17 protein-coding genes are annotated in these 24,029 nt (G+C 40.6%); 16 read left to right on the top strand and 1 reads right to left on the bottom strand.

The window, feature by feature from the left end:
• Positions 1 to 17 precede the first annotated feature (17 nt).
• The 8 genes from C7E02_RS03510 to C7E02_RS03475 all read left to right on the top strand — a co-directional run bounded on the left by C7E02_RS03510 (position 18) and on the right by C7E02_RS03475 (position 11,723).
• Complete coding sequence (locus tag C7E02_RS03510; RefSeq protein ID WP_105308798.1) at positions 18 to 1,265, top strand: transglutaminase domain-containing protein; 1,248 nt, start codon at positions 18 to 20, stop codon at positions 1,263 to 1,265.
• 297 nt (positions 1,266 to 1,562) lie between these two features.
• On the top strand, positions 1,563 to 2,633 hold the full coding sequence (locus tag C7E02_RS03505) for a carbamoyl phosphate synthase small subunit (protein WP_022279704.1): 1,071 nt from the start codon (positions 1,563 to 1,565) through the stop codon (positions 2,631 to 2,633).
• 1 nt (position 2,634) lies between these two features.
• Positions 2,635 to 5,868, top strand: coding sequence for a carbamoyl-phosphate synthase large subunit (carB, locus tag C7E02_RS03500; RefSeq protein WP_105308797.1), 3,234 nt, complete (start codon positions 2,635 to 2,637; stop codon positions 5,866 to 5,868).
• A 230-nt stretch (positions 5,869 to 6,098) separates the two neighbouring features.
• The gene (locus C7E02_RS03495) at positions 6,099 to 6,974 is read left to right on the top strand and encodes a shikimate dehydrogenase (RefSeq protein WP_105308796.1); all 876 of its coding nucleotides are present in this window, start codon (positions 6,099 to 6,101) and stop codon (positions 6,972 to 6,974) included.
• 141 nt (positions 6,975 to 7,115) lie between these two features.
• Positions 7,116 to 7,787, top strand: coding sequence for a response regulator transcription factor (locus C7E02_RS03490; RefSeq protein WP_022279701.1), 672 nt, complete (start codon positions 7,116 to 7,118; stop codon positions 7,785 to 7,787).
• Between the two features lie 20 nt (positions 7,788 to 7,807).
• Positions 7,808 to 8,794 (top strand): sensor histidine kinase, encoded by a 987-nt coding sequence (locus tag C7E02_RS03485; RefSeq protein WP_242827112.1) that lies wholly within the window; start codon positions 7,808 to 7,810, stop codon positions 8,792 to 8,794.
• A gap of 174 nt (positions 8,795 to 8,968) precedes the next feature.
• Entirely contained in the window at positions 8,969 to 9,736 is a 768-nt protein-coding gene (locus C7E02_RS03480; protein ID WP_005331274.1) for an ABC transporter ATP-binding protein, read from the top strand.
• Positions 9,729 to 11,723, top strand: a complete 1,995-nt coding sequence (locus C7E02_RS03475; protein ID WP_105308795.1) for an ABC transporter permease — start codon at positions 9,729 to 9,731, stop codon at positions 11,721 to 11,723. The genes C7E02_RS03480 and C7E02_RS03475 overlap by 8 nt, the downstream gene beginning before the upstream one ends.
• 92 nt (positions 11,724 to 11,815) lie before the next feature.
• On the opposite strand, the gene C7E02_RS03470 is transcribed toward C7E02_RS03475, so the two are convergent.
• Positions 11,816 to 12,922 (bottom strand): pyridoxal phosphate-dependent aminotransferase, encoded by a 1,107-nt coding sequence (locus C7E02_RS03470; RefSeq protein ID WP_022279698.1) that lies wholly within the window; start codon positions 12,920 to 12,922, stop codon positions 11,816 to 11,818.
• A gap of 109 nt (positions 12,923 to 13,031) precedes the next feature.
• Between C7E02_RS03470 and C7E02_RS03465 the strand changes: the two genes are divergently transcribed.
• The 8 genes from C7E02_RS03465 to purB all read left to right on the top strand — a co-directional run bounded on the left by C7E02_RS03465 (position 13,032) and on the right by purB (position 23,966).
• Positions 13,032 to 16,322: a DUF5717 family protein gene (locus C7E02_RS03465; RefSeq protein WP_005342133.1), complete on the top strand. Its 3,291-nt coding sequence runs from the start codon at positions 13,032 to 13,034 to the stop codon at positions 16,320 to 16,322.
• A gap of 30 nt (positions 16,323 to 16,352) precedes the next feature.
• Positions 16,353 to 17,630, top strand: coding sequence for a DUF5716 family protein (locus C7E02_RS03460; protein ID WP_105308794.1), 1,278 nt, complete (start codon positions 16,353 to 16,355; stop codon positions 17,628 to 17,630).
• Entirely contained in the window at positions 17,605 to 18,378 is a 774-nt protein-coding gene (locus C7E02_RS03455) for a hypothetical protein (protein WP_029732236.1), read from the top strand. Before C7E02_RS03460 ends, C7E02_RS03455 begins: the two co-directional genes overlap by 26 nt.
• A gap of 175 nt (positions 18,379 to 18,553) precedes the next feature.
• On the top strand, positions 18,554 to 19,381 hold the full coding sequence (locus C7E02_RS03450) for an amino acid ABC transporter substrate-binding protein (protein ID WP_005342127.1): 828 nt from the start codon (positions 18,554 to 18,556) through the stop codon (positions 19,379 to 19,381).
• A 97-nt stretch (positions 19,382 to 19,478) separates the two neighbouring features.
• Positions 19,479 to 20,129, top strand: coding sequence for an amino acid ABC transporter permease (locus C7E02_RS03445; RefSeq protein WP_005342126.1), 651 nt, complete (start codon positions 19,479 to 19,481; stop codon positions 20,127 to 20,129).
• An 11-nt stretch (positions 20,130 to 20,140) separates the two neighbouring features.
• The gene (locus tag C7E02_RS03440) at positions 20,141 to 20,827 is read left to right on the top strand and encodes an amino acid ABC transporter ATP-binding protein (protein WP_022279695.1); all 687 of its coding nucleotides are present in this window, start codon (positions 20,141 to 20,143) and stop codon (positions 20,825 to 20,827) included.
• A gap of 156 nt (positions 20,828 to 20,983) precedes the next feature.
• Entirely contained in the window at positions 20,984 to 22,411 is a 1,428-nt protein-coding gene (gene purF, locus C7E02_RS03435) for an amidophosphoribosyltransferase (RefSeq protein WP_005342124.1), read from the top strand.
• Positions 22,412 to 22,532: 121 nt separating this feature from the next.
• On the top strand, positions 22,533 to 23,966 hold the full coding sequence (gene purB / locus C7E02_RS03430; protein ID WP_105308793.1) for an adenylosuccinate lyase: 1,434 nt from the start codon (positions 22,533 to 22,535) through the stop codon (positions 23,964 to 23,966).
• The last annotated feature ends 63 nt before the right edge of the window (positions 23,967 to 24,029 follow it).

Below are 24,029 nucleotides of genomic sequence, written 5' to 3'. Positions count from 1 at the left end.
TGAAGAAAGGATTATAGATGGAAAAAAAGAAGAAAAAAAGACGCCATAGAGGTTTGGGATTCCTGATTTTAATAATGGGAGTTTTGATTGTCTGTGGAGTATATCAATACAGGGAATATGGCAATATAAAAGATGTCATGCTGAAATTAATTGGTCAGGATCCGGTGATATATCAGCATGTTTCAGAAGAAATCGGAGAAATGGACGGTAAATTTTATTATCAGCAACTAAGTGAAGAAGAGCAGACAGTGTATCAGGAGCTTTTGCAGGGGCTTTTGGAACATGTAGAGCAAATTCATGTGCACAGCCAGAAGCCGGAACGTGTTAATGAACTTCTTGTTTATGTGTTGAATGATTATCCAGAGATTTTCTGGAGCGATGGGACAGCTTCTTCCACAGCCTATTCTGGACTTCAGAATTATACGTCTGTGATGCCGGGATATTTGTATACGAAAGAAGAATGTGAGAAAAAGAAGACACAGCTTGACATGGAGGTGTCGGAGTGTCTGTCCGGTATCAGTGAAAATGCTTCGGATTATGAGAAGATTCTTTATGATTATGAGTATATTGTGAATCAGGTGGATTATGATGATGCAGCAGAAGATAACCAAAATATTTGCAGTGTATTTATTGGAAAAAAGTCAGTGTGTGCCGGTTATTCTAAAGCAATGCAGTATCTCATGGAGAAGCAGGGGCTATTCTGCACTTATGTTACTGGGGAGGTGACAGAATCTTTCAGTGATGGTGATGGTCATAAGATCCCTCATGCATGGAATTTGGTGAAATGTGACGGCGATTATTATTATGTGGATGTGACGTGGGGAGATCCAATTTTCCAGGAGTCGGAAGAGGAGGCTGAAAATGTAATGGATGACGAAATTCGTGACAATATCAGCTACGATTATATGCTTTGTGATGATGATGAGTTGTTTCGGACTCATACGCCGGATTTGGAAGTAGAACTTCCAGATTGTACGAAGATGGATTTGAATTATTATGTAGTTAATGGAATGTATTATACAGAATATGATGGTCAGACGGCGCTTAAAGCAATGAACCAGGTGATTTCGGCGAGAGAGACGAAAGTTGTACTGAAATATTCCGATGAATCAGTTTATAAAACTGCAAAAGAAGACATTTTAAATAACGAGGTGAAGCGTGCTGCACAGAATCTGGCGCAGTGGTATCATTTGACAGAAGTCTCCTACAGTTACATAGATGACAAAAAAATGAATAAAATTACAATTTTCTGGAAATATTCTTAAAAAAAGAATTGAAATATATCCCATCCTAAATGCTAAAAATATCAACCGGATTTTAAACGAAAAAGTATAGATAAAACCAATATAACAGGCATATTGACGAAAAAAACAATTTTTTGACGTAAAATAAAAACCATTAAAATTAGCGACTATTTTAATGGTTTTTATCGAAAGTAGATAAAAAACTGTTAAAAAATACTTTTTTTTGGGTTGAAAAAGGAGAATAAGTATAGTATACTTTTAACAATTTGGGAAGCTTTAGAGCAGACTAGAAGTAACAGAAAGGATAAGGGTGAATATATGAAAGCATTTCTAATTCTAGAAGACGGGACAGTCTTTGAGGGAAAAAGTATCGGGACGACGAGGGATATGATCAGTGAGATTGTTTTTAATACGTCAATGACCGGTTATCTGGAGGTGCTGACAGACCCTTCATATGCCGGACAGGCCGTTGTGATGACTTATCCACTGATAGGAAACTATGGAATCACACCAGATATGGAGTCAAAGAAAGCATGGCCGGACGGATATATTGTAAGAGAATTATCCAGAATGCCAAGTAATTTTAGATGCAACGGTACAATTCAGGATTTCCTTGCTGCACAGGACATTCCAGGAATTGAAGGCGTGGATACAAGAGCATTGACGAAGATTCTCAGGGAAAAGGGAACCATGAATGGTATGATTACTACAAATGAGAATTATAATTTAGATGAAATCATTCCAAAACTTAAGGCGTACACTGTTGGAGATGTTGTATCAAAGGTGACCTGCGACGAGAAACATGTTCTTCCAGGAGAAAAATTTAAAGTGGCACTTATGGATTTTGGAGCAAAGAATAATATTTCAAAATCTTTAATTCAAAGAGGCTGTGAAGTGACTGTCTATCCGGCAGACACAAAAGCAGAAGAAATCATAAAATCTAATCCGGACGGAATCATGTTATCCAATGGTCCTGGAGATCCGGAAACTTGTGTTTCTATTATAGAAGAGATCCGAAAATTATCAGAGACAGACATTCCAATATTTGCAATTTGTCTGGGACATCAGTTGATGGCTCTTGCATATGGTGCAAAGACATATAAATTAAAATATGGTCACAGAGGTGGCAATCACCCTGTAAAAGATCTGTCTACGGGACGCGTTTATATTTCCTCGCAGAATCACGGATATGCGGTTGATTATAATACTATGGATAAGAATGTTGCAGAAGAAGCATTTATCAATGTCAATGATGGAACAAACGAAGGATTGAATTACATAGGCAAGAAGATATACACTGTACAGTTCCACCCGGAAGCATGCCCGGGGCCACAGGATTCTACATTCCTGTTTGACAGATTTATTGAGATGATGAAGGGGGACAAATAAGATGCCAAGAAATAAAGAAATTAAGAAAGTGCTTGTAATTGGATCTGGTCCTATCGTCATTGGTCAGGCAGCAGAGTTTGACTATGCGGGTACACAGGCATGTCGTTCTTTGAAAGAAGAAGGACTGGAAGTTGTGCTGTTGAATTCAAATCCTGCGACTATTATGACGGACAAGGATATTGCTGATAAAGTATACATAGAGCCATTGACGGTAGAAGTTGTTGAACAGCTTATTATGAAAGAGAAGCCAGACAGTGTCCTGCCGACTCTGGGAGGACAGGCAGCGCTGAATCTTGCTATGGAATTGGAAGAGCGGGGGTTTTTCAAAGAACATAATGTCCGCTTGATCGGAACAACAGCTCAGACAATTAAGAAGGCAGAGGATCGTCTGGAATTTAAATCAACAATGGAAAAAATTGGCGAACCATGTGCAGCATCACTTGTAGTTGAGAGCGTAGAGGACGGAATCGAATTTGCAGAAAAGATTGGATATCCGGTCGTTCTTCGTCCGGCATACACTCTTGGCGGAAGCGGTGGTGGAATTGCACATGACAGACGTCAGCTTGTAGAGATTCTTGAAAATGGGCTTCGTCTTTCCCGTGTGGGTCAGGTACTTGTTGAACGTTGTATCGCAGGATGGAAAGAGATTGAATATGAGGTAATGCGTGATGCAGCAGGAAATTGTATCACGGTTTGTAATATGGAAAATATTGATCCGGTTGGTGTACATACCGGAGACAGTATTGTTGTAGCACCGTCTCAGACGCTGGGCGATAAAGAATATCAGATGCTCCGTACATCAGCCCTCAATATCATTAGTGAGCTTAATATTACAGGAGGCTGCAACGTACAGTATGCCCTGAATCCGGAATCATTTGAATATTGTGTTATTGAAGTAAATCCACGTGTCAGCCGTTCTTCTGCGCTTGCATCGAAAGCTACGGGTTATCCAATCGCAAAGGTAGCAGCAAAGATTGCGCTTGGATATACACTTGACGAGATTAAAAATGCAGTTACAAAGAAGACATATGCAAGTTTTGAACCGATGCTTGATTATTGTGTTGTTAAGATCCCGAGACTTCCATTTGATAAATTTATCAGTGCAAAACGGACACTGACTACACAGATGAAGGCGACCGGAGAGGTCATGAGTATTTGTGATAATTTTGAGGGAGCGCTTATGAAAGCAATCCGATCTCTGGAACAGCATGTGGACAGTCTTATGTCCTATGATTTCAGTCATCTTTCCAGAGAAGAACTGATGAACGCATTGGACGTAGTAGACGATCAGAGAATCTGGAAGATTGCAGAAGCAGTTAGAAGAGGAATTCCTTATACAGAAATACATAAGATTACAAAGATTGATATTTGGTTTATCGATAAGATTGCAAACCTGGTAGAGATGGAGCAGTCTCTGCGTGCATGCGCGCCAAGAGTAGCGTCCGGACGTGGTGGAATTGGAAAGGAATTATTAAAAGAAGCAAAACGCCTGGAGTTCCCGGACGAGGTTATCGCAAGACTGACAGGTCTTACAGAAAGACAGGTGCATGATCTTAGAATGGTGTACGGTATTACCGCATCTTACAAAATGGTAGATACCTGTGCCGCTGAGTTTGCGGCAGAAACACCGTATTATTACTCTGTATTTGGAAATGAAAATGAAGTAGAAGAGACTTCCGGTAAGAAAAAGGTTCTTGTCCTTGGTTCTGGCCCAATCCGTATCGGACAGGGAATCGAGTTCGATTTCTGTTCCGTACACTGTACATGGGCATTTGCAAAAGAGGGATACGAGACAATTATTATCAATAATAACCCGGAGACAGTCAGCACGGACTTCGATATTGCCGATAAGCTTTATTTCGAGCCGCTGACACCGGAAGATGTAGAGAGCATTGTAGACCTGGAGAAGCCGGACGGAGCAGTTGTTCAGTTCGGTGGTCAGACAGCAATTAAATTGACAGAAGCATTGATGAAAATGGGAGTGCCAATTCTTGGTACAAAGGCAGAAGATGTAGATGCAGCCGAAGATCGCGAATTATTTGATGAAATTCTGGAAAAATGTCAGATTCCAAGACCGACTGGTGGAACTGTATTTACAGCTGAGGAGGCAAAGACTGTTGCGAACAGACTCGGCTATCCGGTACTGGTAAGACCGTCCTATGTGCTTGGCGGACAAGGTATGCAGATTGCTATTAACGATAATGATATCGAGGAATTTATCGGAATCATCAATCAGATTGCGCAGGATCACCCGATTCTGGTAGACAAATATTTACAAGGAAAAGAGATTGAGGTCGATGCCGTATGTGACGGAGAAGATATCCTGATTCCAGGTATCATGGAGCATATTGAGCGTGCGGGTATCCATTCCGGAGATAGTATCTCTGTATATCCTGCAAAGAGTATTTCTGATAAGACAAAACGTACTATTGAAGAATATACAAGACGACTTGCAAAATCCCTGCATGTCATCGGACTGATTAATATTCAGTTCATTGTGTGTGGTGAAGAGGTCTATGTTATCGAGGTAAACCCAAGATCCAGCCGTACGGTACCATACATTAGTAAAGTAACTGGAATTCCAATTGTTCCACTGGCAACAAAAGTGATTATCGGTCACAAGATCAAAGAACTTGGATATACACCGGGACTCCAGCCGGAGGCAGATTACTATGCAGTTAAAATGCCGGTATTCTCTTTCGAGAAGATCCGTGATGCAGATATCAGCCTTGGACCAGAAATGAAGTCTACAGGAGAGTGCCTTGGAATTGCCAAGACATTTGACGAGGCGCTATATAAAGCATTCTTAGGTGCAGGAATCAAACTTCCGAAATTTAGCAATATGATTATGACTGTCCGTGATGAGGATAAGGATGAGGCTGTAGAAATCGGTAAACGTTTTGAAAAGATCGGATACAAGATTTTTGCGACAAAAGGAACAGCAGAAGCACTTACAGAAGCAGGTGTGAAAGCAATTGCAGTCAACAAGATTGAACAGAGCACACCGAACCTCATGGATCTGATCCTTGGACATAAGATAGATCTTGTTATTGATACTCCGCCACAGGGAGCAGAACACTCCAAAGACGGTTTCGTAATTCGAAGAAGTGCAATTGAGACGGGTGTCAATGTCCTGACAGCTATCGATACAGCAAAAGCACTGATCACCAGTCTGGAGAATACAGATATTCAGAAACTGACACTGGTGGACATTGCAAAGATTCAGGCAGTATAGGCATTCTTGAAAGTAGAAAATATCATGAGATGAGGGTGGTATTGAAAAAGGCAGCCATGGCGCACAAAATGTGTCGTGGCTGTCTTTTTATAAAGTAAAGCAATCTCTGAGAATGTAAGATAATTAAAGAGTGCGGTCAGTTTAGCGGTGTGTTATAATTGGAATCAGAAAATCAGTTGTTTTAGAACATAATTGATAATATTATATAATGACTGGAAGAGGTACATGACATGGAAAAAAGAATTAGCGGAACAACGACATTATTAGCACTGATTGGTTCTCCGGTGGGACATTCCAGTTCTCCGGCAATGCACAATTACAGCTTTGAAAAATTAGGACTTGACTATGCCTACATGGCATTTGAGATAAAAGAAGACCAGGTAGGAGAATTTCTGGATGCGGCAAGACTTCTTAAAATCCGCGGTTTTAATGTGACGATGCCATGTAAGATGGAAGTTGCAAGACAGGTCGATGAGTTGTCTCCGGCAGCGCAGATCATGGGCGCTTCCAATACGGTAGTGAATGAAAATGGAAAACTAATTGGGCACAATACAGACGGAGTCGGATTTGTGAAAAATCTTGCAGAACACGGCGTTTCTGTAAAAGATAAGACAATTACACTTATGGGCGGTGGTGGAGCCGGAACTGCAATTTTTGTACAGCTTGCACTGGACGGAGCTTCCGAGATTCGTGTGTTTAACCGAAAGGGAGCAAACTTCGAAAAGCTTGAGAAGATTGCGAAGAAAATATTAGAATTTGCACCAGAGTGCAAGATACAGGTCTGTGATATGGCAGATAAAAAAGCATTGTATAAGAGTATTGGAGAGAGTGATATTCTTGTAAATGCAACAAATGTGGGCATGAAACCGAATGAGAAAGGGACGATGATCCAGGACACTTCTGTATATAGGGAAGATTTGGTCGTTGCGGAGATTATTTATAATCCGAAGGAGACACGTATGATGCGCGAGGCGAAAGAAGCCGGTGTGAAATGCGTGGTCGGTGGAAAAGGTATGCTCCTGTGGCAGGGGGCAGAGGCGTTTCATTTGTTTACAGGCCAGGAAATGCCGGTGGAAGACGTGAAAGTAAAATTTTTTGCGGAGTAGAGAATAAAAGAAAGATTTATATCAGCTGGGAGATTTGGACTTAACACGGAACCTTAAATTTTTGTAAGATTTGAGGAGAACTATACACAAATCGAAAAAAATCAGTTACACTATTGCCAAACGGGTGACTTAGGAGGATGTATGTATAAAATCTTAATTATAGAAGACGACCGGACGATTGCAAATGTGCTGGCGGAGCATTTAAGAACATGGGATTATGAGGTGTATTGTGTGACGAATTTTAAGAATGTGATGGAAGATTTCCGGGAGTATGAGCCGCAGCTTGTGCTCCTGGATATTGTATTGCCATTGTTTAATGGGTTCCACTGGTGCCAGGAGATCCGCAAGATTTCAAAAGTACCGATTATCTTCTTATCATCGGCAAATGATAATATGAATATTGTTATGGCCATGAATATGGGCGGAGATGAATTTGTGGAGAAACCATTCGACCTTAGCGTAGTGACGGCGAAGGTGCAGGCGGTGCTTCGGAGAGCTTATGCATTCCGTGGGACGATGGACGTACTTGAGCATGCAGGAGTGATGCTAAATGTTAATGATGCGACAGTGATCTGTGGGAGTCAGTCGGTGGAGCTTACGAAAAATGAATTCCGGATTCTGAAGCTTCTGATGGAGAATTCAGGACGGATTGTTTCAAGGGAAAATCTGATTACGAGGTTGTGGGAGAGTGATGAGTTCATTGACGATAATACATTGACAGTGAATGTGGCGAGGCTTAGAAAGAAATTGGAAGAAATCGGAGCAGAAAATTGGATTCAAACGAAGAAAGGAATTGGGTATATTGTGGAATGATAAAGCTGCTGGGGAGTTTTTTGAAAGAAAAAAGAGGCGATATCTGCCTGTATATTGGATTCATTGGTGTGTTTTATGTCATTTTCAGCCTGAGCAACTTGCCAGTTGATGCGGTGAACTATGCATTTTTTCTTTCCGCAATCTGGCTGCTTGGATATGGAATTTTCAAATTTAACCAATATTATAAGAAGGGTGTGGCAGTCATTGAGGCAAAGCAGCGTTTGGAAGAGGTGACGGAAAATCTTCCGGCGACAAGGTCATATATCGAGTTAGAGTATCAGGCAATTATTCAAAATATGTATAAGAAAATGTCTGATCTGCAATCAGCGGAGCGGATTGGGCGCCAGGAAATGAAAGATTATTACAGTATGTGGGCGCATCAGATCAAGACACCGATTGCTGCCATGAAAGTGCTTGCGCAGGCAGCCGGCGACACGGAAGATGCCAGAACTTATGAGCTTTTGCAGGATATGCAGACAGAACTTTTTAAGACAGAACAGTATGTGGAAATGGTTCTGACTTATGTGCGTATGGAGGACATGTCGGGAGATCTTATGCTGAAGGAATATGCTTTGGACAATCTGGTAAAGCAGGCACTTAAGAAGTATTCCCGTATGTTTGCCATGCAGAAATTGGCATTACATTATGAAGCACTTCGGGTAACTGTTACGACAGATGAAAAATGGCTCGTTTTTGTACTGGAGCAGATTTTGTCCAATGCATTGAAATACACAGTCGAAGGAAGCATTTCTATTTATATGGAAGATGATTGGCTTGTAATTGAGGACACAGGCATCGGTATATGCTCAGAAGACTTGCCGCGTATTTTCGAAAAGGGATTCACCGGGTATAATGGAAGAAGTGATAAGAAATCTACAGGCATCGGTCTTTACTTATGTAAGCAGATTATAGAGAAGCTCCGTTGCCAGATCCGAGTAGAATCTAAGCTGGGGAAAGGAACTCGGGTATTACTGCATTTGATGAAAGAAAAATTGCCTGTAGAGTAAATTGTGACAAGATTGTAAGATTAGCAAGGGGAAATGTAACCAAAATCAATGGAAATGCATTTCCTCTTTTTTTATAATTGATTGTGTAAAGAAGTTAAAAAAATCGTGTGAAAGACATGTCCGCAGGATTTTGAAAGCAGTTTTTATACAATGAAAAAAGAAGGAGAAATTGATATGGCGTTATTGGAAGTGAAAAATGTAAAGAAAATATATACGACTCGTTTTGGGGGCAATAAAGTAGAGGCACTTCGTGATGTGAATTTTTCAGTAGAGCCGGGAGAATATGTGGCAATCATGGGAGAGTCTGGTTCTGGTAAAAGTACCCTGTTAAATATTCTGGCACAGCTTGACTGCCCGACAAGTGGCAAGGTCATTTTAAAGGGAAGAGATTTAAGTACGATTAAGGAAAAGGAAATGTCTGCATTTCGTCGTCAGAATCTTGGATTTGTATTTCAGGATTTTCATTTGTTAGATACATTTACACTGAAAGATAACATTTTTCTGCCACTGGTTCTGTCCGGAAGAAGATATGAAGAAATGGAACAGCGCCTTGCGCCAATCGCGAGGCATCTTGGTATTGAAAAAATTCTGGAAAAATACCCGTACGAAGTGTCTGGTGGACAGAAGCAACGTGTGGCAGTGGCAAGAGCGCTGATTATCAAGCCGCAGATCGTTCTGGCAGATGAGCCGACCGGAGCACTGGATTCCAAGGCAGCGCAGGAACTTCTTCGCTTGTTTTCTTCTGTGAACCATGATGGACAGACAATTCTCATGGTCACTCACAGTGTGAAAGCTGCCAGTAGTGCAAATCGCGTGATGTTCATTAAAGATGGTGAGGTATTCCATCAGTTGTACCGTGGCAATCTGACTGATGAACAGATGTATCAGAAAATTTCCGACACACTGACTGTTCTCGAAGCAGGAGGTGAGCGCGTTGAGTAGCAAAATCTATGGAAAACTTGCAATCACCAATCTGAAAAACAATCGTAAGACGTATGTTCCATACATTTTAATGGCAGTACTTTCTGTTATGATGTACTACATTGTTGGTGGTATGGCACAGGGAAATAACGGGCTAAGTAAAGATGTGAAAATGATTATGGGCTATACGAATAGACTGCTGATGATCTTTTCTGTAATTTTTCTATTCTATACGAACAGTTTCCTGATTAAGCGAAGAAAGCGGGAAATCGGGATTTACAATATTCTTGGTATGGGAAAAGGACATATTGCAAAAATGCTTGCGATTGAGGCGGTGATTACTGCATTTATCAGTATTTTCGGTGGTATACTCTTAGGTATTGTATTTGGAAAGCTGATGTATCTTGTACTTGGAAAACTTTTACATTATGATATCAGTGTGAAATTTACGGTAGAGATTCCAGTGCTGGAGAAGACATTTGCATTTTTTATGGCAATTTTCGTATTGATTCTTCTTTATAATTTGCTTCAGATCCGCATCGTCAGTCCGGTAGAGCTTCTGCATGGGAGCAATCAAGGAGAGCGTGAGCCAAAGACAAAGTGGCTTCTGGCGATCGTGGGAGCGATTTTGCTTGGAACCGGATATTACATTGCACAAACGACCGGAAATCCACTGGATGCGATGACAAAATTTTTCTTCGCAGTTGTCTGCGTCGTGCTCGGAACTTATGGTCTGTTTATTGCAGGAAGTATCGCAGTCCTGAAAATGTTAAAGAAAAACAAAAAATATTATTACCAGGCAAAACATTTTACGGCAGTATCCGGCATGGTTTACCGCATGAAACAAAACGCAGTGGGGCTTGCAAACATTTGCATCTTAAGTACGATGGTACTGATTATGGTGTCCACTACCGTTTGCCTTTATGCGGGTATGAATGACATTGTCAGCGCCAGATATCCACGAGAGTGCGAGGTGACCATTTACAGAACAAATGCACAGACAGAAGAAAAAGTGCATACGATCATTGAGGAAATTATAAGAAAAAATAATACGAAGGCTGAAAATGAACGTATTTATCATTCGGGAGCACTGACCGGTTATCTGGATGGAAATAAGATGATTCTGGATCCTGATAAATATTATTCAGACAAAACGTCAAGTTCAGTTGAGCTGATTCCACTTGCAGACTATAACCGTCTGGAAGAAAAAAATGAGACATTAAATGATGGAGAAGTACTTCTTTTCTCTACTCAGACAAAAAGTTACGGACAGAATGAAATTTATTTAGATGATACAAAATTTCATGTAAAAAAAGAATTGGACAAATCAAAATTAGATGAGAAAAATAACGATAAAGATATTCCAATTACTTACATGATTATGAAAGACGAAGAACAGATTCTGAATATTTTAAAACAGACTTGTGAAAAAAGTACACAGAATGATGAAACAAAAGCAAGCCTGATGACAATGACTTATTATGAGACTTTCGATATGAAAGGTTCCAGCGAATTAAAAAAGAACGTAGAACAACAAATCAGAACAGCACTGAGTGAGCAAGTTCCAGAAACTTTCTGCTCCTGTAGCGGAAGACAAATTAACAAAGACTCCTTTTACGAATTGTATGGCAGCCTCTTCTTCATGGGCATGTATCTCGGCTTCATGTTCCTCATGGTAACAGTACTCATTATTTACTACAAACAGATTTCCGAAGGTTACGACGACAAAGGCCGTTACAAGATTATGCAGCAAGTTGGCATGGATAAACAAGAAGTAAAAAAATCCATTCGAAGCCAGGTGCTAATGATCTTCTTCCTGCCACTTGTTATGGCAATCATTCATGTGGCAGCAGCCTTCAAAGTCATTACAAAACTACTGGCAATTTGTTACATGACAAACATCACATTATTTATTGAATGCACAATAGCAACAATTATAGTCTTTGCAGTGATTTATTGTATTGTATTTATGTTGACAGAACGAGAATATTATAGAATAGTAAAATAGTTTAGAAAAAGAAACAATTCAAAAAGGGACAGGTTAAAGTTCAATTGGGGACGGGGGTTTTTCAAAAAAACCCCGTCCCCAATTGAATTGTATTAGAATTGTTCCAACAATTTTAATAGATGTGTATTATCTTCTGGATTCATTATGCAGAACCGGATATATTCGCCATCTAAACTTTTGAATGATGAGCAGTCACGGATCATCATTCTTTCTTTTATGGCTGCCTCGAAAATATCAAATGAAGTTAAACTTTCTTTTAAGATGCGTACAAGTATGAAGTTGGCATAAGGCTTATATGCTTTGAAAGCCGGCATGTTTTGTATAGCCATGTACATGCGGTCGCGTTCGGAGCAGATAAGCTGTCTTGTTGTTTGTTGGTAGGTGTTGTCTTTGAACATGCGCTCACCGGCATAGGCTGCGACGCTGTTTAAGCTCCACGGGTTCTGGTGAATAAGCAGTGCTTCTAAAAATTCATGATTGCTTGTGATACCGTAGCCGAAGCGCAGTCCCGGTGCTGCGTAGAATTTGGATACACCGCGGATCACCATTACATTATCGAATTCATCAGTCAGTGAAATGGCAGTAATTTCCGCTATGTCTGGAGCAAATTCAACATAAGTTTCGTCAATCATGACGAAGATATTATGTTCGTTACAGAAGGTTAAAATATGTTTCATATCACGATTCTTAATTGCGGATGATGTCGGGTTGTTCGGATTGCACAGAATCAGCAGGTCAACATCCTCTGCCATAGACGCGAAGAAGTCTTCCAAATCTAACTGGAAATTTAAATCTTCTTTCAAGTTATATTCGGTGATTGTGCCTCCAGTGAGGGCAAGCTCGCGTTCATACTCGGAATAAGTTGGTCCTACAACAAGAGCTTTTTTTGCCTGCCGCTGACTAATGAGCAGAGAAATTAACTCTGTTGATCCATTTCCTACAACAATATGTTCAGGGGAAATGTGACAGTATTCTCCGATAGTTTTCTTAAGTGAAGTGTAGTTCCGATCCGGGTAGGAGGAAATAATATCCAGATGCCCTGCCAGATCATTTTTTACAGATTCGGACAGTCCAAGAGGGTTCACGTTGGCACCGAATTTAATGATGCCGGGAATTTCGGATGCCGGAATGTGGTAATATGCAGCGATTTTTTCCAGATCACTGCCGTGAAATTCAGGTCTTTGATTCTTTTTATCCATAAATACTCTAAATACTCCTTTCATGGTATTGCCATTCAGGACAAAACAATGCTATAATTCATTATAGTATGTTTTCAGAAAAATGCAACGAAAGAAGCAGGTGTAGGACTTGAAAAACAAAATCCAGAAATTTTCGAAAGGGAACTTCCGGACCGGTCGTCCAGAAGTTATATTTGAAGAAACGAATCTGGTTCTGATAATCGGTGAAGGGGAAGTATACCGGGGGAGTTTCATAATTAAAAGTGAGAATGAACATGTGATACGGGGCTTAGTTTACCCGTCTTCTTTTCGTGTTAAGCTCAAGGATTCCGGATTTGAAGGAAATCCGGCAAGAGTGGAATTCACATATGATGGGCGTGGTTTAAAACCAGGACACGTAGAAGAAGGTAAATTCACAGTTGTATGTACCGGTGGAGAATATGAACTGTCATTTACGGCAATCATAGAGAAACCTTACGTGATGACCACCTATGGCAAGGTACAGAGTACAGATGATTTCAGAAAGCTGGCAGTAAAAGATTATTCTGAGGCGGCAAGACTATTCCGCTCCAGAGATTTTTATGCCATTTTAAAATATGAGAATGAACGTATCTTTTATCTCTATGATAATATGCGCAAATGGTCACTGGAAGAGCAGGCAATGGAAGAATTTCTTGTAGGAATTAAGCAGAAGGAATGTATTTTCCTGACACTTCCTGGAGAAGGAATGCTCTTTGAGGATATTTTGGAGTCTACAAAAGGTGTTGTGACTCTGATGAAAAATACATGGGGTTATGTGCCAATCCACATTGAGACGGAAGGGCGTTTCTTAAAGGTGTCCAGACAGGAGATTTCTACAGAAGATTTTGTAGGTAATAACTATGAAGTTGAATACTTTGTACGCCCGGAATTCCTTCATGTAGGACGTAATTACGGCGTAATCCGTTTCCAGACTCCATATGAGACGTTAAGCTATGAAGTAGAAGTGCTGCAGAATCAGGAATATGATGAGAATCACCATGTGCCGGAGCTTTTGATTGCTCAGATATTGAAAGAATATATCGGATTTGTGGCCGGACGAATTGACTTGAAGACATGGGTGGACAGCGCAGTGGAAAAAATGATTGCGGTTCGAAGAATTGAGACGCAGAGCGAATTATATCAACTTGTGCAGGCACATATTTACATGCTTGGTGACCGTATCGAAGAAGCAAAATGGATTCTTGAAAATTACAATTATAATCGTTTTGCCATTGGTAAAGACCCGATCACGAATTGTTATTATCTCTTTCTGACAGCTCAGATCCGGGATAATAAAGCGCATACAGACCGTGTGCTGGATGAATTGGAGAAGACGTATATCCGGCATCAGGATTCATGGCTTCTGCTCTATATGATCATCCAGATGGATCCAAAGTACAAGAATCCATATAAGAAGCTGGAAGTTCTGGAACAGCAGTATGAGTATGGGACAGAGGACGTGTTATTTTATCTGGAGGCATATCTGTGCTACCAGGAGAAGCCGATTCTTCTTCGAAAACTTGGAGAATTTGAACTTCTGGTACTGACATTTGCATCAAAATACCGTCTTATGACGAAGGAACTGGCCCTTTATGTAGCGAATTTTGCCAGCCAGCAGAAGACATTTAATGAGCGGGTTTATCGGATTTTAAAGCGCCTCTATAACATGTACGAAGAGCCGATGATTCTGAATACAATCTGCACTCTTCTGATCAAAGGAAATAAGACATCATCGGAATATTTTCTATGGTATCAGAAAGCAGTGGAGGAAGATTTTCGGATTGCCAGACTTTATGAGTATTATATGATTGCCATGGACGAGACACGTATGCGCGGACCGCTTCCACGGAAAATTTATTTGTATTTTATGCATGGTAATACACTGGATTACCGGAAAGAAGCATTTTTATATGCAAATCTTCTGACTTACAGTGATGATCAGGCAATGTTCTTAAATTACCGTGAGCAGATTGTGACATTTACATGGGAGCAGCTCATGAAACGCCATATTACAGAGGCATTGAAGATTCTTTATAAACGTTTCTGCCTGCCAGAGGAAATGGACGAGAAACGAATGAAAGCTATGAGAGATATTTGCTATTCTTATGAGGTTTCCACGAAAGTGCCACATATGCGCTGTGTTCTTGTCGTTGAAAAAGATGGTGCCGTCAGGCAACGTATCCCGTATGACGAAGAGACCGGTGCAATCATTCAGCTCTACGATAAAGAATCCCGAATTGTGTGGGAGTCCATGGATGGCAGATATTACACAGATTCTATTGCTTACGAGACAAAACGGTTATTTTACGAACCGAGATTCATGGAAATGTGTAAGAAATATGAGGACGAGGCCGGTATGTGGAAGAAGACTGGCGAGGTCGTGGAAGTGACTTTTGACACGTTACGGGAAAGTGGACTGACCGGTGCAGATGAGAGAAAGGTCTTTCGCCTTTGCAGCGAAAAAATCCGCGAGGAAGATTCGGGAGAAGATGCATTTCTCCTTTATCTGACATTTGAAATGTTCAAGAAACAGCAATATGATAAGGCGACGCTGACATATCTGGGTGAATATTTCTGTGGTTCAACAAGAGATATGAAACGTCTTTGGAAAGTTATGCGGGAATATGAGATTCCGTCCTATAAAGTAGCAGAGCGTATTATTACGCAGATGCTGTTCTCGGAAAATATTTTTGATGAAGAGAAAATTTTCGAAGATTATTATCTGTCTGACACAGCATATTTCCGGCTGAAACAGGCATATCTTGCATTTGTTTCCAGAGAGTATATTCTCTATGGAAGAGAACTTGAAACATGCGTATTTCGTATTATTGCCAGAGAATGTGACCAGAAAGAAGAACTTCCGGATGTCTGCAAAGTGGCACTTTTATGTTATTATGCGGGCAGTGATTACCCGGCAGACATAGAAGCCGTCCTGCATCAGCTCTTACGGGAAATGTGTGAAAAACAGATTATTTTTCCAGCGTACATGAAATACAAGGAAGAGTGGCTTCGTGAAGTGCAGCTTTATGATAAGACTATAGTTTCTTATCAGGCAAAAGAAGGAAGTAAAGTAAAATTGTTCTATAAAATCAAGGGTTCCGGTAAGAAAACACTTGGTTATCATTCAGAGATGCTTGTTCCGGTATTTGAGAATCTGTATGTGAAACAGTTTGTACTCTATGCAGATGAGGAACTGGATTATTATATCCAGGAGTCTGATGGAAAAGAGAACACAAATACAGAAAAGCAGATTATCAGAAATGATCATGCAATTTCAGCTGGGCGTTTCGGAAGAATCAACGCCATGGTCCAGATGACACCGGCAAACCGTAACAAGGCTATGATGGAGTATGAAGAAGAGGATATACTTGCAAAAAAAATGTTCAAACTTTACGAATAAATACAACAAAAAGAGAAAGGAGGAATGGTAATGAAAAGAGGTTGTGTGATTGGCTATGACATCAATGAGAAGGGCTGCCAGATCAGCTATTATGACGACTCTATGGAAGAGCCGGATACAATGATGGCTTCGTCCAATAATTACCTGATTCCTCTTGTATTGGGATATTTTAAAGACCGCTGGGTATTTGGAAAAGAGGCAAAAAGACTGGCGGTCGTAGGGGAAGACTGCACGGAGACGGACCTTTATGGAAAGGCACAGCGCCGCGAGAAAGTAAGCCTTGCCGGCAAGACTTATGATGCAGTGTGGCTCCTTGCAAAATACATCAGTCTGACACTTCAGGATTTTGAAAATATTCAGTATCTGACATTTACAACTCCGGAGACGGACGTGGATATGGCGAAGATGCTCAAAGGGATCGGCCAACATATTGGCGTAGACAAGGAAATCATCAATGTTCAGGATTATAAAGAAAGCTTTTGCCAGTATATGATTTTTCAGCCAAAAGAACTATGGCAGTATGAATCTGCACTGTTCTATTGTGATGAAGATCGAATCAAGGCATATATGCTTCGAAGGCTCCGAGTGGATGCAAGCCACGGCATGAATTCATTTGTGACAGTTGATGAAGTGGCAAATGCCCAGAGAAAGGAACTGGAAGCGCTTTATCCGATTATGAATAAGGAAAAGAGCCCGGACGAAAGTTTCAAGTCTATGATTGAAAATGTGTTCGAAAAAAAGGTTATTTCTTCGGTATATTTAACAGGAGAAGGATTTGAGAAGAACTGGTACCCGAATTCTCTCCGGGTGCTTTGTAACGGCAGACGTGCCTTTATGGGAAATAATCTTTACAGCAAGGGAGCCTGCTATAAATCTATCCGGAAATGCGAGCCAAATGATGACGGACCGATTTATTTAGATGAGACAAAACTGACAGAGAGGATTTGTCTGCGTATGCGTGTGGATGGTCAGGAGGGGTGGTATCCGCTTGTGACATGGGGAACGCATTGGTATGAAGCAGATGGACAGTGGGAAGTGCTCCTGGAGGACGCTTCTGATATTGAAATTTTAGTGGAAAGTCTGGTAGACGAAGAAGTGCAGGTGGAGAAAGTATCACTGGAAGGTCTTCCGAAGAGAACAGATTATTCTTTAAGACTTCAAGTAGAGGCTATGTTTTTAGATGAACGTACCTGTAAATTGACATTTCGCGATGTGGGATTTGGTGAATTCTTCACCCCGACAGATTTCCGGGTGGAGAAGACAATTCAGTTAGGAGGAATCAATGGGCAGTTTAATTCTATGTCATAGTAAACGTGCAAAGCGCCCGTACGAGATTTCCCGGGTGCATATGCGAATTTATACAATTGAAGAATTATGTTATTATCTGTGTAATAATTTGTATTTAATTGATTATACAATTATGAACCGGAGACTGTGTGACTGGTTGGAAGACGAACTTGGTCTTGCAAAAATGGCAGAGGATCTGCGCCGTGATCTGGATCAGAATGCGACATTAGAAGAGTTCGTACTTACAATATTGAAAGGATCTGTGATTTATGCACCATCAGAGATCGTGAAGATTCAGAACCTTTTGGAACAGCTGAAAAACCAAAGAGATGTAGAACGTGCGAAGTATAAGGCGGACAGTTTAATGAAATCAGGAGAATATGAGTCTGCGATTTTGGTATATCAATCCATTTTAAGTCAGGACTGGGATGAGTCCGTGAATAAAAAATTCTATGGAAAAATATACGGCTGTCTCGGTAGCGCTTATGGATACCTGTTTCTTTATAAAGAAGCAGCGCTGATGTTTAAGGAGGCTTATAGCATCTGTGAGAAAGAAGATATGCTGAAAGCATATATTTATTGCTGCTATCGGGGACTTTCGGAAAAAGATTATGTAAAAATGTTATCCGGGAATTCGATGTTTCTTTCAATGTCTGCAAAGATTAAAGCAGAGATGGAGGAAGCAAAGAAGGAAAATGATCTGGATTTTTCTGATGAGAAGCTGATTACGTGGAAAAGCGAGAACCGCAGGATTGACAAGAAGTCCTGAATATGTTACTATAACAAAGCGATTTAGCGTGGTAAAGTAATCAATTGGTAAATTGATAAAAGATTATACCGCATCGCAAAGCAATAGGAGATTCGAAAGAAAAAGGTATTTCTCGAGGTTAAATTCGAATCGGGATTTGCGAAAAAAGCTTTGAGTTCAGGAGGATAATAAAAAGATGAAAAAGAGAGCTGCACTTTTAGTTGCACTTTCACTGGCAGTTGTTACGGTTCTTGCCGGCTGTGGTGGAAAGGACAGTAGTAAATCGGCAGATTCAAAAGATTCTGCAACTACATTTGAAGAAAAAAAAGAAGGAGATACATTTACGGTAGGATTCGATCAGGATTTTCCACCGATGGGTTTTGTAGGAGACGACGGTGAGTATACAGGATTTGATTTAGAACTGGCCAAGGAAGTATGTGACCGCAATGGCTGGGAATTCCATCCGGAACCGATTGCCTGGGATTCTAAAGATGCACTTTTGAAATCCGGAGAGATTGACTGTATCTGGAACGGATTTACCATGAATGGAAGAGAAGATGAATATACATGGTCAGAGCCTTATCTTGATAATCAGCAGGTATTTGTCGTAAGAGCAGATTCTGGAATCAATTCCGAAAAGGATCTTGCAGGAAAGACTGTTGATGTACAGACAGATTCTTCCGCAGAGGCAGCATTAAAAGATAATACAGAACTTAGCTCTACATTTTCAACAGAGATCATTCCGGATTACAATACAGGATTTATGAATCTGGAATCAGGAGCTGTTGATGCTGTCGCAATGGATATTGTAGTAGCAAAGTATCAGATTGAATCACGTTCTGCAGAATTTAAGATTCTCGATTATGAAATTGCTTCTGAGCAGTACGGAGTTGGATTTGCAAAAGGAAATGATGCTGTAAAAGATCAGGTTCAGAAGACGCTGGAAGAGATGGCGGCAGACGGAACACTTGCAAAGATTTCTACAAAATGGTTTGGTGAAGATATCACAACAATTGGAAAATAAATAAACAGACTAACTGGAAAGACCGGGTCGTCCTGAAAACGGGTGGCCCGTTTTTCTTGAAAAGCGATGACAATGATTCGCGAGGAGGAATTTTGGTATGGCAACATCAGTCATGTTACAAAAATTAGGAGAAGGAATGGTTACGTCACTGTGGATATTTGCAGTGACATTGATATTTTCTCTGCCGTTAGGACTTTTGATCTCTTTTGGCAGAATGTCAAAGAATAAGATTATCAGTACAATTTTTAAACTTTATATATCAGTGATGAGAGGAACTCCGCTGATGCTTCAGCTTATGGTGATCTATTTTGGACCGTTTTATATTTTGGGTGTACAGATTTCCCAGTCCTGGAAGAATATGGCTGTGGCAATTGGATTTGTACTGAACTATGCAGCATATTTTGCAGAAATTTATCGCGGGGGAATTGAGTCTATGCCGCAAGGACAGTATGAAGCTGCCAAGATACTTGGATACACAAAGGCTCAGACGTTCATAAGAATTATTCTTCCGCAGGTCATCAAACGAATCCTTCCGGCAATTACAAATGAGACCATTACACTTGTAAAGGATACATCTCTTGCATTTACAATCGGTGTGACAGAGATGTTTACGATGGCAAAAGCACTTGCTTCCGGCCAGGTATCTATGCTCCCATATGCATTTGCGGCTCTGTTCTATTACATACTGAATCTTGTGGTTGCATTTATTATGGAACGGATTGAGAAGAAAATGAATTATTATCGGTAGGAGGAAAAGTCATGAGTCTTCTGGAAATAAAAAATGTGAAGAAAAATTTTGGAGGAGTGGAAGTATTAAAAGACATTTCTCTAAAAGTAGATAAAGGAGAAGTGCTTGGAATTATCGGGCCATCCGGTTCTGGAAAATCTACACTTCTTCGTTGCGCAACAGGACTTGAGACACCGGATGATGGAGAAATCAATTATGATGGAACATTTGGACTTGTGTTTCAGAATTTCAATTTGTTTCCACATTATTCGGTTATGAAGAATATCACAGATGCACCGCTTCGTGTGCAAAAGAGAAAGAAAGAGGAAGTGTACAAAGAGGCGAGAGAGCTGCTTGCGAAGATGGGACTTTCTGATAAGGAAAACGCTTATCCGTATCAGCTTTCGGGTGGGCAGCAGCAGAGAGTATCGATCGCCCGTGCACTTGCTATGAATCCGGATATTCTGTTTTTTGATGAACCGACCTCAGCATTGGATCCGGAGCTTACCGGCGAGATTCTGAAAGTCATCAAAGATCTGGCTGCAGAGCACATGACAATGGTGATCGTTACACATGAAATGAATTTTGCAAAAAATGTTTCAGATCATGTAATTTTCATGGATAACGGTTATATTGCTGTGGAAGGAACGCCGGAGGAAGTATTTGGTTCTTCTAACGAAAGAATGAAAGAATTCCTTGGAAAATTTAGCGAAAACTAATAAATGTGGTCTTAATATTAATAATGCTAATAAATAAACCAAAATAAAAATAATGACTGAGTAAGACTTAAGGGCAGGTGGGGCAATTGCATTTCCATCTGCCTTGTATTATACTTAAAAACATCTGATGACTGATAGGAAGAAGGAGTTACATTCATGAGCAACTATGAGAAGATAACAACAGGTATGGGTGAAGAATGTGGTGTATTCGGAGCATATGATATGGATGGAGGAGATGTAGCACCATCTGTATATTATGGTTTATTTGCTTTGCAGCACAGAGGACAGGAAAGCTGTGGAATTGCAGTGACAGACACTTACGGAGAGCGCAAAGTTCATTCGAAGAAGGGGCTTGGTCTTGTAAACGAAGTGTTTGATGAGGAAGCCTTAGAAGGGTTGAAAGGTAATCTTGGTGTCGGACATGTCCGTTATTCAACTGCAGGGGCAACGAAGGTAGAAAATGCTATGCCACTTGTTCTGAACTATGTGAAAGGTACTCTGGCAATTGCCCATAATGGTAATCTGACAAATGCTGTGGAGCTTCGTCATGAACTGGAATATACAGGAGCGATTTTCCAGACGACCATTGACTCAGAAGTAATCGCGTATCATATTGCAAGAGAACGACTGAAGACGGAAAAAGCAGAGGAAGCTGTCCGTAATGCCATGCAAAAGATAGAAGGTGCTTACGCACTGGTTGTGATTTCTCCAAGAAAAATGATTGGAGCGAGAGATCCGTTCGGACTACGTCCGCTTTGTATCGGAAAAAGAGACAATACATATTTTCTTGCATCAGAGAGCTGTGCAATCGCAGCAGTAGGCGGCGAATTTGTAAGAGATGTAGAACCGGGTGAGATTGTAAGCTTTACAAAGAATGGCATTACATCAGATAAATCTATGGCAATCTCTCCTAAGAAGCAGGCGAGATGTATTTTTGAGTATATTTATTTCGCTAGAACGGACAGTACAATTGATAAAGTTAATGTTTACCATTCTAGAATTACGGCAGGAAAAGCATTGGCACAGTCTTATCCGGTGGAGGCAGATCTTGTAGTTGGTGTGCCGGATTCCGGTCTGGTAGCTGCAAAAGGATATTCAGAAGAGTCGGGAATACCTTATGGTATGGCTTTTCATAAGAATAGTTATGTGGGAAGAACATTTATCAAACCAAAGCAGAGTCAGAGGGAGAGCAGTGTTAAGATTAAACTAAATGTTATCGAGGAAGTAGTAAAAGGAAAGAGAATTGTCATGGTCGATGATTCTATCGTACGTGGTACAACCTGTGCGAATATTATAAAAATGCTGAAAAAGGCAGGAGCAACAGAAGTTCATGTAAGAATTAGTTCTCCACCGTTTTTACATCCTTGTTATTTTGGAACGGATGTACCGTCCAATGATCAGCTTATTGCACATTCTCATACGACGGAGGAAATCCGCGAGATGATCGGTGCTGACTCACTGGGGTATATGGAAATCGATAAGTTGAAAGATATGGTCGGAGAACTGGCGTATTGTGATGCATGCTTTACTGGAAATTATCCGATGAAAGTTCCGACAGAGGACATTTCTCATGCATTTGATTAATTGTGAAATGTGATTTTTTATTAAATGTGTTGATAGCAGGAGAAAGTATCCTGTATAATGATAATGTAGAAATAATATGTGAAGAAATCACTTAAATGTGGTATATCAGGGAGGAAGAAAAATGAGCTACGATAGATATGTAAGCCCGCTTTCAGAGCGCTACGCAAGTAAGGAGATGCAGTATGTATTTTCACCGGATAAAAAGTTTAAGACGTGGAGAAGGCTCTGGATCGCTCTGGCAGAGACAGAAAAAGCACTGGGACTGTCCATTACGCAGGAGCAGATCGATGAACTGAAAGCTCACGCAGAAGATATCAATTATGAGGTGGCAAAAGAACGTGAGAAAGTTGTGCGCCACGATGTAATGTCTCATGTGTATGCATATGGACAGCAGTGTCCGAAGGCGAAAGGAATTATTCATCTGGGAGCAACTTCATGCTATGTAGGAGATAATACAGATATTATTGTAATGTCTGAGGCACTTGAAATTGTAAGAAAAAAACTGATAAATGTTATTGCAGAACTTGCAAAATTCGCGAATACTTATAAAAGTCAGCCGACACTTGCCTTTACACATTTTCAGCCGGCACAGCCAACAACGGTTGGAAAGCGTGCAACACTTTGGATGCAGGAATTTCTGATGGATCTTCAGGATCTGGAATATGTAAAAAGTACATTAAAGCTTCTTGGATCTAAGGGAACGACCGGAACTCAGGCAAGCTTTTTGGAACTTTTTGATGGAGATCAGGAAAAAATCGATCAGATTGATCCGATGATCGCAAAGAAGCTTGGGTTCGAAGCGTGTTATCCGGTATCAGGACAGACTTATTCCAGAAAAGTTGATACAAGAGTACTGAATGTACTGGCGGGAATTGCAGCCAGTGCACACAAATTTTCCAATGATATTCGCCTGCTCCAGCATTTGAAAGAAGTAGAGGAACCGTTTGAGAAGACACAGATAGGATCATCTGCTATGGCATACAAGAGAAATCCGATGAGAAGTGAGCGTATTGCATCTCTTTCCAGATATGTGATGATTGATGCACTTAATCCTGCGATCACATCTGCAACACAGTGGTTCGAGAGAACACTTGATGATTCTGCAAATAAGAGACTCAGCGTTCCAGAAGGATTCCTTGCAATTGACGGTATCCTGGATCTTTGTCTGAATGTTGTAGATGGACTGGTTGTATATCCGAAGGTTATTGAGAAACGGCTAATGTCTGAGCTTCCGTTCATGGCAACTGAGAATATTATGATGGATGCAGTAAAAGCAGGCGGAGACAGACAGGAACTCCATGAGAGAATCCGTGAGCTTTCTATGGAGGCCGGACGTAATGTGAAGGAAAAAGGTCTGGATAACAACTTGCTTGACCTGATTGCAGCAGATCCGGCATTTGGTCTGAATGAGGAAGAGTTAAAGAAGACGATGGATCCGGCAAAATATGTTGGACGCGCGCCGCTTCAGGTGGAAAATTTCCTGAAAAAAGTTGTGGATCCAGTTCTGGAAGCTAACAAAGATGTGCTTGGCATGACAGCAGAAATTAATGTATAAATATACAAAAAAATGTATTAAGAAGCGAGGAAACTCGCTTCTTTTTTTAGCCCATTTTTGCGA

The organism is Dorea sp. Marseille-P4042 (assembly GCF_900290215.1).
In the GTDB taxonomy this organism is placed as follows: Bacteria; Bacillota; Clostridia; order Lachnospirales; family Lachnospiraceae; genus Dorea; species Dorea formicigenerans.
Note: the sequence above shows the minus strand (reverse complement) of the source record. Positions and strands in the feature narration are given on the sequence as shown.

What these genes read in the sequence shown, in the direction of transcription:
- C7E02_RS03510 (WP_105308798.1), top strand. Translation starts at nt 18, where the DNA reads ATGGAAAAAAAGAAGAAAAAAAGACGCCATAGAGGTTTGGGATTCCTG.
- C7E02_RS03505 (WP_022279704.1), top strand. Translation starts at nt 1,563, where the DNA reads ATGAAAGCATTTCTAATTCTAGAAGACGGGACAGTCTTTGAGGGAAAA.
- carB (WP_105308797.1), top strand. Translation starts at nt 2,635, where the DNA reads ATGCCAAGAAATAAAGAAATTAAGAAAGTGCTTGTAATTGGATCTGGT.
- C7E02_RS03495 (WP_105308796.1), top strand. Translation starts at nt 6,099, where the DNA reads ATGGAAAAAAGAATTAGCGGAACAACGACATTATTAGCACTGATTGGT.
- C7E02_RS03490 (WP_022279701.1), top strand. Translation starts at nt 7,116, where the DNA reads ATGTATAAAATCTTAATTATAGAAGACGACCGGACGATTGCAAATGTG.
- C7E02_RS03480 (WP_005331274.1), top strand. Translation starts at nt 8,969, where the DNA reads ATGGCGTTATTGGAAGTGAAAAATGTAAAGAAAATATATACGACTCGT.
- C7E02_RS03470 (WP_022279698.1), bottom strand. Translation starts at nt 12,922, where the DNA reads ATGGATAAAAAGAATCAAAGACCTGAATTTCACGGCAGTGATCTGGAA.
- C7E02_RS03460 (WP_105308794.1), top strand. Translation starts at nt 16,353, where the DNA reads ATGAAAAGAGGTTGTGTGATTGGCTATGACATCAATGAGAAGGGCTGC.
- C7E02_RS03455 (WP_029732236.1), top strand. Translation starts at nt 17,605, where the DNA reads ATGGGCAGTTTAATTCTATGTCATAGTAAACGTGCAAAGCGCCCGTAC.
- C7E02_RS03450 (WP_005342127.1), top strand. Translation starts at nt 18,554, where the DNA reads ATGAAAAAGAGAGCTGCACTTTTAGTTGCACTTTCACTGGCAGTTGTT.
- C7E02_RS03445 (WP_005342126.1), top strand. Translation starts at nt 19,479, where the DNA reads ATGGCAACATCAGTCATGTTACAAAAATTAGGAGAAGGAATGGTTACG.
- C7E02_RS03440 (WP_022279695.1), top strand. Translation starts at nt 20,141, where the DNA reads ATGAGTCTTCTGGAAATAAAAAATGTGAAGAAAAATTTTGGAGGAGTG.
- purF (WP_005342124.1), top strand. Translation starts at nt 20,984, where the DNA reads ATGAGCAACTATGAGAAGATAACAACAGGTATGGGTGAAGAATGTGGT.
- purB (WP_105308793.1), top strand. Translation starts at nt 22,533, where the DNA reads ATGAGCTACGATAGATATGTAAGCCCGCTTTCAGAGCGCTACGCAAGT.